The organism is Suilimivivens aceti, from assembly GCF_025567405.1.
Lineage (GTDB): Bacteria > Bacillota > Clostridia > Lachnospirales > Lachnospiraceae > Suilimivivens > Suilimivivens aceti.
This window is the reverse complement of record NZ_JAOQKJ010000003.1, coordinates 188,913-202,264: the sequence shown is the minus strand read 5'-3', so window position 1 is coordinate 202,264 and position 13,352 is coordinate 188,913. Positions and strand designations below refer to the sequence as shown.

The following is a 13,352-nucleotide window of genomic DNA, read 5'->3' as shown; positions in this document are numbered from 1 at the left end:
AAATTAAATTTCAAATAATGAAATTCAAAAAAACAAGTGAGGTGAAGGTATGAATTATCATATTTTGGATTCGCTAGATTTAAGGGCATTTGACAACAGGGAGAAGGATTATGGGGTACATAATTATTTGGAAACACTGGGATTTGTTCCAGATGCTGTTACTCTGCTGGAATGCTCTGTAGAACAGGTTCATTCCTATAACGGGATCATTGATAATGCGACAGTGCCTTACCTGTGGACATGTGAAAGAGAAATGCCGGGCGGTAATGTCTGGAGCCAGAGGCAGCTGTACGGATTGGTAGAGGAACTGCATAAGGCAGGAACCAAATTTTTCTTTGGTGCACTTGCCCAGCCGAATATACATGATGAATACAATACCAGAGCAGAATGGCTTATGGAGCATGCGGATGAATATGATATTTTCATCATGACAAGGGATGGCGGTTCCTTACGGAATAGTACAGGATCCATTAATCCGCTGAGAAGGCTTCCAGATGGACGCTACTATGAAGATGTATTTCTGGAAGATCTGATCAGATATCTGGAGGATTTTCATATGGATGGCTTTCTGGCAGGAGATGGCTGGTGCGGTCTTGGCGTTATGCTGAAGGATGGGGATTTCCATCCGGATATGATCGATCAGTTTGAAACCTGGTCAGGAATAAAGGTTAAGGGTGAGAAGACGTCTGAACAGGCAGACTTTATCTGGAATGATCCCGGGAACCGGTCACTTTGGATGAAGTTTTATGCGCAGAGGTGGGCTTCTTTCTTTAAAAAAATGAAACAGGGATTGGAAAAGCATGGAAAAGAATTTGTTTCCATGGATCCCTGGGCAAGAGGAGCTGTAGATGCAATTTATGACTACGGTGTGGATTATAAGCTGTTGTCCGAAAGCGGTGTGGGTGCAGTCTGCATCCAGGCAAGAGAGGAAAACTGGGGACACAGAGGCGGTGAGTGGCTGTATGTATGGGAAGCTGGTGAAATTGTCAGCTTTGTGACAAGCAGGGCATATGCACCGGATCTGCATCTGTACTGGGCAATTGCCACCTGCAATGCACCGGAGCACTGGATTGCAGTTAAGGATATGCCAAATGCGCTGGAGAGACAGTCATTATCACTGCCAAGTACAACCTTTATCAATGAGGAAGGAAATTATATCCGCGCAACAGAGGGACTACAGTTTATTTTTGGAACAGACCTGGAGAAGCAGGACTGGAAATTCCTGAAGGACAGATGGGATATAGGATTCGAAGAACCCATTCTGAAAACAAACGGACCTGTGCTTGTATTTTCAGATGCAGTGTATCAGTATCATTTGGACAGGGGAGAACGGTGGGAGCTGACAGCTCCGGGATTAAGAGCCATTATGGCAGGTGCATCGATCCACTGTGCTGTTAACAGTAAGAATCTGAAGAAAAGTAATGCAGACGGATACGTTCTTGTCAATCCTATGGGAATCACCAACGAAGAGGTTGAGGCACTTCTTGAGAAGAACAGGCAGGGAGCCGGGATCGTTGTGATCGGAAATACCGATAATGAATATCTGATCCGTGAGCTGGGACTGAAAAGAGCGGAAGCGAAGGAAGCTGACTGTCTCTGTCTGGATCAGAAAGCAATAGAGAAATATTGGAAGGGCATTGACTGCGATGCACTGGCCTGTGTAAAGGATGGTAAGTTTGTAGAACAGGTTGTTTCTGTAAAGCCGGTTTATAACACCAGAAGCAGAATGGAAGACAAGGCACTGTTCCAGGCAGTAGATGCACAGGTACTGATAGGGCTTCAAACAGAAGCTGGGATTTATGCAGGTACAACGATAAGGGAAACAGGGGAGAATACAGGATTACGAATGTATGTAAGCCGTTCCTATGAATGGCCAAAGACCCTGGCAAGATGGAATTTTAAATTCACAATGAGGAGCTTTGCGGAAGAATTACCGGATGATGTAGATAGATTGAATGCACATTTAATGAACAGGGTATGTGGAAATATTGCCCATGCGTCGGAAGGACAGATTTATCAGTATGAGATACATGAGGATGGCACGCTGCATATCGGGCTTGGCAATATGGGAAATATGTTTTATGGAAAGCCGGTATTATACGTGGAAGACGATATCTGTTTTCATGATGATTATGCAATTCAACGATATACACCGGGCGGGTATATCCATTTTGACACAACATTACACACGATAAAGGTGGAGGTACCACCGTTAGGCAGTACACATGTGAAGCTTAAAAGAAAATAAATAAAACGACAGTCTACATGAACTGTCACACAATCAAAGGAGGTATGGTTATGAAGAGAAAAATGAAAGCAGTAGCGGCTTTGTCACTTGCAGCAGTAATGCTGCTTGCAGGGTGCGGCAGCAGTAAGGGTACACAGGATGGAGGAAGCGCAGCAGCAGCAGACACAGCAGCAGACACAGCAGCAGACACAGCTGAGCAGCAGGCAGGTACAGACACAGCAGCATCCGATTCAGGAGAGAAGATAGTTATCCGTGTTGTCGGACCTATGGAAAATGAAAATGATACAACAAATCCTGTTACCAAGCAGACAGTCAGAGGTTACTATGTGATCAAGGAGTTATATGAGGCAGAGCATCCTAATGTAGAGCTGCAGCTGACAGGTATTCCGTGGGACAGCTGGCAGGCAAAGCTGACAACAGTAGCGGCAGCAAACCAGGTTGACGTTGTTGTACATGGTGCAAGTATTGTGGATATAGTAGAAGATCTGACACCTTATGCGGAAAAGGACGGAGAGTTCCTGGATGGACTTTTACTGAAATATTCCTACAGAAGAGCAGATAAGTCCAATTACACAAAATTGGTTCCTACCGGTATCCCGATCACAGCGGCAGCAACATCTATTATGTATGATAAGAAGATCTTTGATGATTATGGACTTGACTATCCTGATGAGACATGGACATGGGAAGATGTGCTTGATGCGGCAAAGAAAATGACAGGTACAGATCCGGTGACTGGTGAGCAGACATATGGCTATTATATTGACGGTGCAAGCAGTGACTGGATAGGACGTTCCCTGATCGGCTACTATTTTTCAAAGGATACTAAGGTAATTGAATATGCAGACAAGCAGATGGATACGAAGGTGAACTATACCTCTCCCGAAGCACTGAAGGGCTTCGAATTCGTAAATGAACTGGCAAAGACATGTCCTAAGGGCTTCCTGGAAGGACGTGGAGCAGAAAACTTTGGAACAGAAAATAATAATATTGCTATGTGGTATTCACAGAACCTGGTATCCAATTACCAGAAAACAGAAAGTCTTGGTCTGACAGACCGTTATGGCTATGCATATTCCCCGGTACTGGAAAATGGACGTGAGGGCTGGGCAAACTTTACCGGTGACTGGAATATGGCAATTGCAAAGAATGCACAGAATAAGGAAGCATGCTGGGAATTCATCAAATGGATGGCAACAAATCAGGACATTGCAGACTGGTGTTGGGAAAGCGGTAAGATCCCGAATAACAAGGAGGCTATTGAGCGGTTATCAGCTGAAAATATTCCTTTTGCAGATGTATTCTTCAATACACTGGCAGCAACACCCGATAACTTCACTATTTTTGCAAGTGATTATGATGATGCATTCCTTGGAAGTTCCAATTCATTCAAGGCAAATGGACTGTCTGCGATGTTTGCAGGTGATCTGACACCAGAGCAGGCTGCTGAAAATATTCAGGCTGCTTATGAGGAACAGGCGGCATCCTATCAATAAAGAAACAAAAATGGAGCAGGGCTTTCACCGTGTGTGAAAGCCCGCACATCCCAGACAGAAAGGGAGAGATTGGATGAATAAAAAAATTGGATCTCGGAATTTTGGAAAAAATGTTTATAAATGGAAAAAGAATCTGATCTGGCTGACTTTTCTGTTACCGACATTTATCTGCCTTCTGATTCTGACTTATATCCCAACGATCAAGGCTGTGAATTACAGCTTTCACGATGTAAATGTGATCGGGGAAATACAGAGTAATGTGGGTTTCCAAAATTATAAGGTGCTGCTGGAGAGCAGCGGCTTTCGAAAATCGATACTGAATACATTGATTCTGGCATTGATGTCATTACTGGCAATCCCTTTGGGATTTGTGATTGCCTGTGGTGCAAACGGGGTAAGGAATAAAAAGGCACAAACGGTATTCCGGCTTGGATTCTATATGCCTAATATTATAACAGGAGTCAGCATCGTGCTGATCTTCCAGTACATATTACAGGTAGACAACGGACTGATCAATCTGGCGCTTTCTAATATCCTTGGTAAAAAAATAGAGATTGGCTGGTTATCAGATCCTTCTCTGACCAAGGTAGGGGCAAGCATTATCCAGATATGGACTACACTTGGTTATAACATGCTGATCTGTCTGGCAGGGCTTCAGTCTATCCCTACTGAGCTGTATGAGGCTGCAATGATGGATGGTGCAGGCAGCTTCCGGAGATGGCGGTATATTACGATACCACTTATGCGTAATAATTTCATCTTTCTGTTTATAACAGGTATTATCAGCGGCTTCAGCAGATTTACCGATTTGTATATTTTGTCAGGAAATTCGTCATCCGGTAAGCCGGCAGGATCCTTACAGACGATATTGATGTATATATATCAGTACAGCTTTGAAAATCCGAGCTATGGATTGTCCTGTGCCGGAGCGGTTATCTTATTTATTATTGTATTTACGGTTACTGCGATTAACTTAAAGGTAACGAAAACGATTTAGGGGTGCTTGCGTATGAAGAAGAAAAAGATATTTAGTCAGGCTGTTTTAATAACGATATTGGGAGCGGCACTGGTAATCGTACTGATTCCGATTTTTTGGGCAATTTCCATGAGCTTTGATGCAACGACCATAGACGTGGTACCCAATCCACCCCGGTTTATTCCTAAGGAATTTTCTGTCTTTAATTATAAGTATGCATTGGAGGCAATTCCAATTGCCCGTTATTATATCAATACATTTTTGCTGACACTGATCAACACAGCGATATCTGTTTTTACTGCAATGGCTTGCGGTTATGCTTTTTCCAAGGGGAAATTTCCTTGTAAGGGAATTCTGTTCCTCATGGTTCTGGCGGTCATGATGATCCCGTTTGAAGTGCGTATGATTCCTCTTTTTTTACAGTATCGTGATTGGAATATGCTGGATACATGGTGGCCGCTGATCTTAGGTTCCTTTGCATGGGCATATGGGATCTTTCTGGCAAGACAGTTTATCGACAGTATACCGGATTCCCTGAGGGAATCAGCATCCATTGACGGTGCGGGAGAATGGTATATCTTTTTAAAGATCATTCTTCCTTTATGCGGACCGGTCATCGCAACGCTGGTTATTTTCCAGGTTGTGAACCAGTGGAATAATTTCCTTTGGCCGTTAGTTGTTGTTTCAAATCCTAAAAAACAGGTCATATCCGTTGGTCTTGCTATGTTTAATGCTTCAGAAACCGCAAGATATCTGGGACCCAGACTGGCAGTTTCCGTGCTTGGTGCAATACCGCTTATGATCGTGTACCTGTTTTTACAGAAATATATCGTACAGAGTGTTATGTTAAGCGGCGTAAAGGAATGATAAGGAGAACAGGATATATGAGACAGTTGAAGCTGAATAAAAGTGGAATTATAATACCTGTCATGTCTCTTGGAACATGGGCCTTTGGTGGTGATGCGATCTGGGGAAAGACAGATGAAATGCAGGCAATTGATACAGCACGGAGAGCTGTGGAAATGGGGATAGTACAGATTGATACTGCTCCTGCCTACGGAATGGGAAAAAGTGAAGAGATTCTTGGAGAGGCTTTGAAGGGGATCAGGGATAAGGTTATCCTTTCAACCAAATGCGGACTGAGCTGGGATGAGGGAAATATAGGACAGCTGCATGTGGAAAGAGACGGACACAGGATTGTAAGAAATCTGTCAGCAAAAAGCATCAGAAAAGATCTGGAGAATAGCCTGAAACGGTTAAAAACAGAGTATATTGATATTTACTATGTGCATTATCCGGTATTTGGAACATACGCTGTTCCTGTAGAGGAAACGATGGATGAACTGAACCGGATGAAAAAGGAAGGAAAAATCCGTGCAATTGGAGCTTCAAATATGAATCCGGAGGTCCTGAATGAATACTGTACTTATGCAGATATTGAGATCATTCAGGAAAAATACAGCCTTTTAGACAGAAAGGTGGAGGAAACGCTGTTACCGGTATGTCAGGAAAGAAAAATCCTGTTACAGGCTTATTCTCCCCTGGAGCAGGGTGTGCTGACAGAGCAGTTCCGGCAGAAGCGGGATACACCGGATCAGAAGAGATTTGTCAATAAGCCATGGGGAAAGAAGGAGTGTCATGAGAGGATGCTTCAGATGTTTGATTCGTGGATGGATCTCTGTGAAAAGTATAACTGTCAGCTGGAGCATCTGGCAATAGCATGGATCTTAAAGCAGCCAGGAGTAAACATTCTTTGTGGAGCCAGAAAGATCACGCATCTTGAAAGCAATATCAAGGGAGCAGAGATTGCTTTGACAGAAGAAGATGCTGAAAGGATCCGCAGGGATGTAGAGTCTTTTTTATGATGAGGGAAACAATTTGACCAATATTAAACCAGCCAGAAAAGTGACAGAGGCAAATCAGTCATCTGAAAAATTACTGACATTGATCGAATTATTATCTACATGGTCGGAGCCGGTAAAGCTGCAGAGCTTAGCCAGTCAGGCATCTATGAATGTCAGTACAACATTGCGCTTTTTGATGGCTCTTGAAAATAAAGGATATGTGGTTCAGGATGATACGGGCAGATATTCGCTGACGTACAAGCTGTGTGGAATAGCGAATAATATTAAAATACATACCAGTATCAGGAATATCTGCCTGCCCTTTATGAAAGAGGTATCACGGTATTTCGGAGAGACAGTCAATCTGTCTGAAGAAGAAAATATGTCAGTTGTGTATCTTGAGGTGATACAGTGTGAGCGGCAGGCTTTATGCACAACGCAGAGAATCGGAAAAGTAGCGCCTTTATACTGCACAGGTGTTGGAAAGCTTTTCATGCTGAATCATCCATGGGAGAAATTGTGCGATTATTACGAGAAAAATAAGCCTGTTAAATATACTGAAAATACATGTACAACCATGGAAGAGATTTTTAATAAAAGGGAAACAGCCAGAGAGTGTGGTTATTCTATAGATGATGAGGAATGTGAAATGGGAATGCGCTGTGTGGCTGTCCCGATCAGAAATTATACAGGCGAGATCATAGCCGGACTCAGTGTCAGCGGACCGACGACTAGAATGACACTTGAAAATATTCAGGAAAAGGTTCCCTATCTGCTGGAAATTTCAAAAAAGATATCCAGAAGACTGGGGGCAGAAATATAAGAGGAGATAGCAGAATGAAGATTGTTTTATTAGAATCGTTGTCAGTTTCAAAGGAATGCATGAAGAAATATACAGATATGCTCGTGCAGGAGGGACATAGCTTTCAGTGTTATGAAAGAAATGATGATCCCGAAGTACAGATACAGGAGATCGGGGATGCAGATATCGTTATGATTGCCAATATGCCATTAAGCGGTAAGGTAATTTCTGCCTGTCCGAACCTGAAATTTATTGATGTAGCATTTACCGGAGTGGATCATGTGGATCTGCAGGCAGCTAAAGAAAAAGGGATCGCTGTCAGCAATGCTTCCGGATATTCAAATGAATCTGTGGCAGAGCTTGTACTTGGCATGATGCTTTCTCTCCTGAGAAATGTACCGCAGGTAGAGGAACGCTGCAGAAAGGGAATGACCAAGGATGGACTGGTAGGAAGAGAACTTAAAGGAAAAACAGTAGGTGTGGTAGGAACCGGAGCAATCGGTTCCAGGGTTGCAGAGCTTTGCCATCTGTTCGGATGTGAGATAGCAGCCTATGATCTGTTCCCGAAGAAGAATGCACCGGAATATTTACATTATGGTACCCTGGAAGAGGTGCTTTCAAAATCAGATATTGTGACACTGCACTGTCCTTTAACAGAGGATTCCAGAAATCTGATCAATCAGGACAGAATTGCACAGATGAAAAAGGGAGCGATTCTGATCAATGCGGCAAGAGGACCTATTGTGGATTCAAAGGCACTGGCAGATGCCCTGAACAGTGGTTATCTGAGAGGTGCCGGGGTAGATGTGTTTGAAATGGAGCCGCCTCTTCCCATGGATCATCCTCTTTTACACAGCATTAATACAATTGTTACACCCCATATTGCTTTTGCATCAGACGAATCCATGGAGATCAGGGCAGAAATTGTATTTGAGAATATCCAGAAATGGATGAATAAGGAACAGGTGAATATCATACTTTAAGTTGCGATACCGGGGCTTTCACCCCGCCATCATTTATATCTCTCAGTATTGGAAAAGCAGTCAACTCCCCCTTGACTGCTTTTTCCTGTGATGTGATCATTTTCGGTGTGATCATTTTACAGGTATAAGGAATTGACAAACAGAATGATGTGATTTATTGTATTGTTATCGCTAGGGGAGCTAACGCTGAGATTGAATCGGAAGTCTGATTCTAACCCTCATCACCTGAACCGGATAATACCGGCGTAGGGAAGCAGTTGAAAGCCCCTCCTGTGACCATTTTTACAAGGAGGTTTTTTTATGTCAAACTTTATTAACACTGAGGATGGGTATTTTTCCCTGACTCAGACAGGAACAATCTGTATAGGAGTTCTGATCGTTCTGCTGATCGTTCTTTCTGCATTCCTCAGGAAAAGGCCAGTTGAAGGAGAACACGAGAAGAAAGAGAAAAAGGGCTTTTCAGCCAGACAGATCGTGTTCTGTGCAGCAGCACTGGCGCTTGGATTTGCCACTTCCTATATTAAAGTGTTTTCCATGCCCTTTGGAGGATCTGTTACTCTCTGTTCCATGCTTTTTGTAGTACTGATCGGTTACTGGTATGGTCCTGAGGTGGGACTTATGTCCGGCTTTGCCTATGGTTTCCTGGAATTTGCACAGGATGGAGGCAGCTATATCCTTTCGCCCATGCAGGCATGTATGGATTACATTTTTGCCTTCGCAGCGCTTGGGCTGTCCGGATTCTTTTACCAGAAAAAGAATGGACTGATAAAGGGATATATTTTGGCGATTCTGGTAAGAGGCCTGTTCCATACAATTGGCGGCTACTTATACTGGATGGATTATATGCCGGATAATTTCCCGAAGTCGCTGGCAGCCATTTACCCGATCGTTTATAATTATTCCTATATCCTGGCAGAAGCTGTGATCACACTGATCGTAATTTCCCTTCCACCTGTGAAGAAGGCACTTGCCAGAGTCAGGATGATGGCACAGGAATAAAAATTGTTTCTGAGAATCAAAGATAAAGCGGAGCTGTCGTACGAGGGTGCGGCAGCTCTTTTATTACAAGGTATCATTCAGTAAAAATACCTGCGAATGTCAAGCTTCATTGTATTTTGAAGGTTTAGAAAAACTGTACATGTGGCATACTTCAAAGTAAAATGAAGTATGTTTGAAGTGACTTTGAAGTTGACTTTGAAGTAATCTTGAAGTAATCTTGAAGTAACAGAAGCAGGAGGTAAGCAGATGTATCTGGAAGAGATTGTGGAAAATGTACAGTTAGAAAATGATAAATTTGAATGTAAGAGTGTCCTCAACCGGGAGGATGTTGTAGGCTGGCTGAAAAGTATTGCTGGATTTGCAAATGCAACTGGCGGCGATTTTTATATCGGAGTGGAAGATAAGACAAATAAGTTGATAGGATTTGATCGAAAAGATGCTGATAATGAACGTAATTATTTTAATAATCAGGTGAATGAGCATCTGACTCCCAGACCGCAAATGAAGATTTCATTTGTTCGATATGAAGCAAAAAGTGGAGAACGGTTTATTATTCATGTATCAATTCCGGAGTCCGTGGTCAAACCAATTATTTTAAAATATAAAAATATTCCATCTATTTTTATGCGGAGAGATGGCTTTACCAATGGGGCAACTTATGAAGAAATTATTGAAATGAGTATAAAAAGCAGGAATACACAGTATGATCTTCTTGTTTCTGATATTCCATATGAGCCGGAGCAGTTTTCTGTTTTACAGACGTTTTATCAGGAGCACAATAATGGAAAAGAGCTGAAAGAAAAATTCCTGAAATCCATTGGATTTTATAATGAGGAAGGTTTTCTGTTAAATGGAGCGGTATTGTTTAAAGATGATTATCCGGGGTCCAAAACGGGAGTTCAGTGTTCGGTTTTCGCAGGCTTTAATAAAGGAAGTGAACGAATCATAACCATTAATCGTTTTCAGGGAAATGTGATTGCTACCATTCAATATATGATGGACTTTGTAAATCAAAGAATGAATCATTCCATGATAAAGCTGGATAATGTAAGAAAAAATATTGACTCTTATCCGCAGCGAGCCTTATTCGAAGGAGTAATTAATGCGGTGGCTCATCGTGACTACTATCTGGATGGAACGCAGATTCAGGTAGATATGTTTAAGGATCGTCTGGAGATATCTTCGCCTGGAGGTTTTTACAGGGGAGAAAAGCTGGGAAAGACTTATGATCTGTCCGGAATTATTTCAAAGCGAAGAAATGAATTGATTTCCAGTATTCTAGTTGCCTGTAATGTAATGGAGGCTGCCGGTACAGGATTTGATAAAATTATTGAAGAGTATAAAGAGGCAGATGAAGCACATAAACCATATATTTATTCTTCTTCGGATCATTTTACATTAGTATTGCCGGATCTTACTTATGAAAATGGAGTAGAAGACAGTAAAGTACCGGTGCTGACATTTGCACCGGTTCCTGGCGGAACAGAAATGGATGAAAAGGTTTTATCCTTCTGTTATCATCAGGCTCGTAAAGTATCGGAAATAGCAGAATATTTGAAAGTCAGTGATTCCACCTACCTTCGGAAAAATGTACTGGGTAATCTGGAAAAGAATGGATATCTGGAAAAGAGCAGACTTTCACGTGCCATGTTTTATAAGACCAATCCGGAAATGGTGGAAATAGTCTGACCGGTGGGAGAAAAGAGTCTGTTTATGAAGGCGATAGAAAGAGAGAAGACAGATCCTGCATCCGCGATAAATTGGAGTTGTGGTAACGCTTATCCAGGGTGACATCAGCAAGGAACCAGTCCGGCGGCAGAAAAGCATCTGCCATTTCCTCATCAGGAAACTCCACCTCTGCAATGATAAGTGGTGCAAAAGGTGCTTCAAATACATCCAGCTCTATGGTAAGGGATGGTGTACTTTCAGGCTGATATCCTTTCCGGAAGGATGGCTCTGAAATGGGAAACAGATAACGCTTTTTGGTAATGATATTGCCATCTGCTTTGGGAAGCAGATGCTCATAGGCCTCTCTGGTCAGGGGAAGATTGTATTCTTCTCTTGCCATGAGGCCTTTTCCTTTGTAAGTAAGATAATAGTCATCATCCTGACGGCGGATCCGGATGACCGGATCGGTATTCAGGTAAGCCTGCTCAATGAGAAGACAGGTGTGGTTGTCAAGATCCGCCGGCAGTTCTTTGATCGTAAATTTGCGTTCGATTTCCATAAAATAGTACACTCCTGAAATTTTTGACACGCAGCCATGAAAGTAAACCCAGCTGAAAAGGATTTCCATGCTGTGGCTTCTTACAGTCAGTATACAGGAATCGGGAGGAAGAATCAATTCACTGAATTCCGATTTGGTAAAAACGGGCGGCTTTTTTGCATGGATAGACAGAAAGGAGGCACAAAAATAACTACAAAATTTTAGCGTTCAAATTTGTGCAACTTTAACGAAAAGGAGGATCGTAAATGGCCGCCGCTATCCCGGGAATGTGCTTTTTGTGCCTACGGTGTCCGGCGGTATCCATCCTACACAGAAGCCCGTGGAGCTCTGCGAGTACCTGATCCGCACCTACACCCGCCCCGGAGAACTGGTCGCGGACATTTGCGCGGGCTCCGGCACAACCGCGATTGCGGCCATCAACACAGAACGCCACTTTGTATGCTTTGAAACGGCCCCGGCCTTTTATGCCGCTGCCAGTGAGCGCATCCGTGCAGCCCGCAATGAAATTTAGCAAATTGGAAATCAATAAAATTCGTGTGTTGTAAAAACTGCTGTTGAATTTTACAGCAGATTGGGATATACTATGGGTGAAAGGAGTTGAGCAATATGCCAAATATCAAACCCATTTCCGATCTGCGAAATTACAGCGATGTGCTGCATGATGTGGCTGTTGGTGCTCCGGTTTTTCTGACAAAGAACGGGCGCGGCAGATATGCAATTCTCGATATGCAGGACTTTGAAAAGACACAGGCAACCCTCCGGCTGATGAATGAACTTGCGAAAGGCCGAAAATCTGGTGAAGAGAAAGGCTGGCTGACATTGGAAGCTGTGGAGAAGAACCTCGGGATTGTCAATGAATAATTTGCATTTATCCGAAGAAGCCCAGAATGATCTTTTAGAAATCAAAGCCTATATTGAGGAAGAGTTACTAAACCCATCCGCAGCATTGGCAACCGTAAGTCGAATTACAAAGAGTCTCCGCATTTTACAGAACCATGCGCAGGCTGGAGCTCCGCTATCTTCGATTGCGGATATAGAGAGCGATTATCGCTTTATTGTAAGCGGCAATTACATTAGCTTCTACCGTGCTTACGGCAGCGAAGTTTTTATTGACCGTATTCTCTATGCCCGCTGCGATTATATGCGGATTTTGTTCGGAGACAGTACAACAGATGAATAAATGACAAACCATTGAACCGCTTGTAGAAATACAGGCGGTTTTTTCATGTGCAAAAGAAGCGTGAAAAAATAAAAAAGTATTCTATCATTTACGCCGATCCCCCTTGGCGCTACTCGGCTAAGAAAGTACAGGGCGCGGCGGAAAATCATTATCCCACTATGAGCATTGAGGAGTTATGTGCGTTGCCTGTGGCTGATCTTGCAGCCCCGGACAGCGCACTCTTTTTATGGACCACTTTCCCGCAGCTCCCGGAGGCGCTCCGGTTGATCGAGGCTTGGGGCTTCACCTATAAAAGCGTTGCTTGGCTTACGTTCTCTGGTGTGCTCCCTTACGGTAACTGTTTTTTTCGCTTCAGAGGAAGACTTTTCTTCACGGGGAGTTTTCTCACTCCTGACACCAAAGAACTGACGGCGGAGTTCTTCCAGAGTTTCTTCAAGATTCGCCTTTAGGCTTCGCAGTTCGTCAACCATCTGGCGTAACTCCTTTATGGTTGCCTCCTGTTCCTGGATACGGGATGCCTGCGTCTCTATGATCATTTTTAAAAGTGCATTTTCATCTGACACTGACATCCTTGTACCTTCTTCCTAAACTACTATA

13 protein-coding genes, 2 pseudogenes and 1 riboswitch are annotated in these 13,352 nt (G+C 43.1%); of the genes and pseudogenes, 13 read left to right on the top strand and 2 right to left on the bottom strand.

The features are described from left to right. Positions 1-49: 49 nt before the first annotated feature. The 9 genes from OCV77_RS04500 to OCV77_RS04460 all read left to right on the top strand — a co-directional run bounded on the left by OCV77_RS04500 (position 50) and on the right by OCV77_RS04460 (position 11,037). Positions 50-2,248 carry a hypothetical protein gene (locus OCV77_RS04500; RefSeq protein ID WP_262573684.1) on the top strand — a complete coding sequence of 733 codons (2,199 nt, stop codon included), beginning with the start codon at positions 50-52 and terminating at the stop codon, positions 2,246-2,248. Between the two features lie 50 nt (positions 2,249-2,298). Then, positions 2,299-3,744 carry an extracellular solute-binding protein gene (locus tag OCV77_RS04495; protein ID WP_262573682.1) on the top strand — a complete coding sequence of 482 codons (1,446 nt, stop codon included), beginning with the start codon at positions 2,299-2,301 and terminating at the stop codon, positions 3,742-3,744. A gap of 73 nt (positions 3,745-3,817) precedes the next feature. Then, on the top strand, positions 3,818-4,741 hold the full coding sequence (locus OCV77_RS04490; protein WP_118797514.1) for a carbohydrate ABC transporter permease: 924 nt from the start codon (positions 3,818-3,820) through the stop codon (positions 4,739-4,741). A 12-nt stretch (positions 4,742-4,753) separates the two neighbouring features. After that, positions 4,754-5,587: a carbohydrate ABC transporter permease gene (locus OCV77_RS04485; protein ID WP_118797515.1), complete on the top strand. Its 834-nt coding sequence runs from the start codon at positions 4,754-4,756 to the stop codon at positions 5,585-5,587. 17 nt (positions 5,588-5,604) lie between these two features. Continuing rightward, positions 5,605-6,585, top strand: coding sequence for an aldo/keto reductase (locus tag OCV77_RS04480; RefSeq protein ID WP_118797516.1), 981 nt, complete (start codon positions 5,605-5,607; stop codon positions 6,583-6,585). 13 nt (positions 6,586-6,598) lie between these two features. Next, positions 6,599-7,387: an IclR family transcriptional regulator gene (locus OCV77_RS04475; protein ID WP_118797517.1), complete on the top strand. Its 789-nt coding sequence runs from the start codon at positions 6,599-6,601 to the stop codon at positions 7,385-7,387. A gap of 14 nt (positions 7,388-7,401) precedes the next feature. Beyond that, a complete protein-coding gene (locus OCV77_RS04470; protein ID WP_118797518.1) occupies positions 7,402-8,349 on the top strand; it encodes a 2-hydroxyacid dehydrogenase in 948 nt (315 codons plus the stop codon). A 163-nt stretch (positions 8,350-8,512) separates the two neighbouring features. Next, a riboswitch (TPP riboswitch) is annotated at positions 8,513-8,618 on the top strand. Positions 8,619-8,649: 31 nt separating this feature from the next. After that, entirely contained in the window at positions 8,650-9,348 is a 699-nt protein-coding gene (locus tag OCV77_RS04465) for an energy-coupled thiamine transporter ThiT (protein ID WP_262573677.1), read from the top strand. Positions 9,349-9,594: 246 nt separating this feature from the next. Beyond that, a complete protein-coding gene (locus OCV77_RS04460; protein WP_262573676.1) occupies positions 9,595-11,037 on the top strand; it encodes an ATP-binding protein in 1,443 nt (480 codons plus the stop codon). A gap of 22 nt (positions 11,038-11,059) precedes the next feature. Here OCV77_RS04460 and OCV77_RS04455 read toward each other — a convergent pair whose 3' ends face one another. Next, positions 11,060-11,575, bottom strand: coding sequence for a CYTH domain-containing protein (locus OCV77_RS04455; RefSeq protein ID WP_262573673.1), 516 nt, complete (start codon positions 11,573-11,575; stop codon positions 11,060-11,062). A 244-nt stretch (positions 11,576-11,819) separates the two neighbouring features. Here OCV77_RS04455 and OCV77_RS04450 point away from each other — a divergent pair. From OCV77_RS04450 to OCV77_RS04435, 4 genes and pseudogenes are all read left to right on the top strand, one after another. Next, positions 11,820-12,086, top strand: a pseudogene (locus tag OCV77_RS04450) (DNA methyltransferase); the annotation flags it as partial. 95 nt (positions 12,087-12,181) lie between these two features. Next, positions 12,182-12,436: a type II toxin-antitoxin system prevent-host-death family antitoxin gene (locus OCV77_RS04445; protein WP_262573671.1), complete on the top strand. Its 255-nt coding sequence runs from the start codon at positions 12,182-12,184 to the stop codon at positions 12,434-12,436. Beyond that, positions 12,429-12,755, top strand: a complete 327-nt coding sequence (locus OCV77_RS04440) for a type II toxin-antitoxin system RelE/ParE family toxin (protein WP_262573872.1) — start codon at positions 12,429-12,431, stop codon at positions 12,753-12,755. The genes OCV77_RS04445 and OCV77_RS04440 overlap by 8 nt, the downstream gene beginning before the upstream one ends. Before the next feature lie 68 nt (positions 12,756-12,823). Continuing rightward, positions 12,824-13,063, top strand: a pseudogene (locus OCV77_RS04435) (MT-A70 family methyltransferase); the annotation flags it as partial. Here OCV77_RS04435 and OCV77_RS04430 read toward each other — a convergent pair. Further along, a complete protein-coding gene (locus OCV77_RS04430; protein ID WP_262573886.1) occupies positions 12,980-13,324 on the bottom strand; it encodes a hypothetical protein in 345 nt (114 codons plus the stop codon). The pseudogene OCV77_RS04435 and the gene OCV77_RS04430 sit on opposite strands and share 84 nt — an antisense overlap. Between the last annotated feature and the right edge of the window lie 28 nt (positions 13,325-13,352).

What these genes read in the sequence shown, in the direction of transcription:
- OCV77_RS04455 (WP_262573673.1), bottom strand. Translation starts at nt 11,575, where the DNA reads ATGGAAATCGAACGCAAATTTACGATCAAAGAACTGCCGGCGGATCTT.
- OCV77_RS04480 (WP_118797516.1), top strand. Translation starts at nt 5,605, where the DNA reads ATGAGACAGTTGAAGCTGAATAAAAGTGGAATTATAATACCTGTCATG.
- OCV77_RS04470 (WP_118797518.1), top strand. Translation starts at nt 7,402, where the DNA reads ATGAAGATTGTTTTATTAGAATCGTTGTCAGTTTCAAAGGAATGCATG.
- OCV77_RS04440 (WP_262573872.1), top strand. Translation starts at nt 12,429, where the DNA reads ATGAATAATTTGCATTTATCCGAAGAAGCCCAGAATGATCTTTTAGAA.
- OCV77_RS04495 (WP_262573682.1), top strand. Translation starts at nt 2,299, where the DNA reads ATGAAGAGAAAAATGAAAGCAGTAGCGGCTTTGTCACTTGCAGCAGTA.
- OCV77_RS04445 (WP_262573671.1), top strand. Translation starts at nt 12,182, where the DNA reads ATGCCAAATATCAAACCCATTTCCGATCTGCGAAATTACAGCGATGTG.
- OCV77_RS04485 (WP_118797515.1), top strand. Translation starts at nt 4,754, where the DNA reads ATGAAGAAGAAAAAGATATTTAGTCAGGCTGTTTTAATAACGATATTG.
- OCV77_RS04465 (WP_262573677.1), top strand. Translation starts at nt 8,650, where the DNA reads ATGTCAAACTTTATTAACACTGAGGATGGGTATTTTTCCCTGACTCAG.
- OCV77_RS04460 (WP_262573676.1), top strand. Translation starts at nt 9,595, where the DNA reads ATGTATCTGGAAGAGATTGTGGAAAATGTACAGTTAGAAAATGATAAA.
- OCV77_RS04430 (WP_262573886.1), bottom strand. Translation starts at nt 13,324, where the DNA reads ATGTCAGTGTCAGATGAAAATGCACTTTTAAAAATGATCATAGAGACG.
- OCV77_RS04500 (WP_262573684.1), top strand. Translation starts at nt 50, where the DNA reads ATGAATTATCATATTTTGGATTCGCTAGATTTAAGGGCATTTGACAAC.
- OCV77_RS04490 (WP_118797514.1), top strand. Translation starts at nt 3,818, where the DNA reads ATGAATAAAAAAATTGGATCTCGGAATTTTGGAAAAAATGTTTATAAA.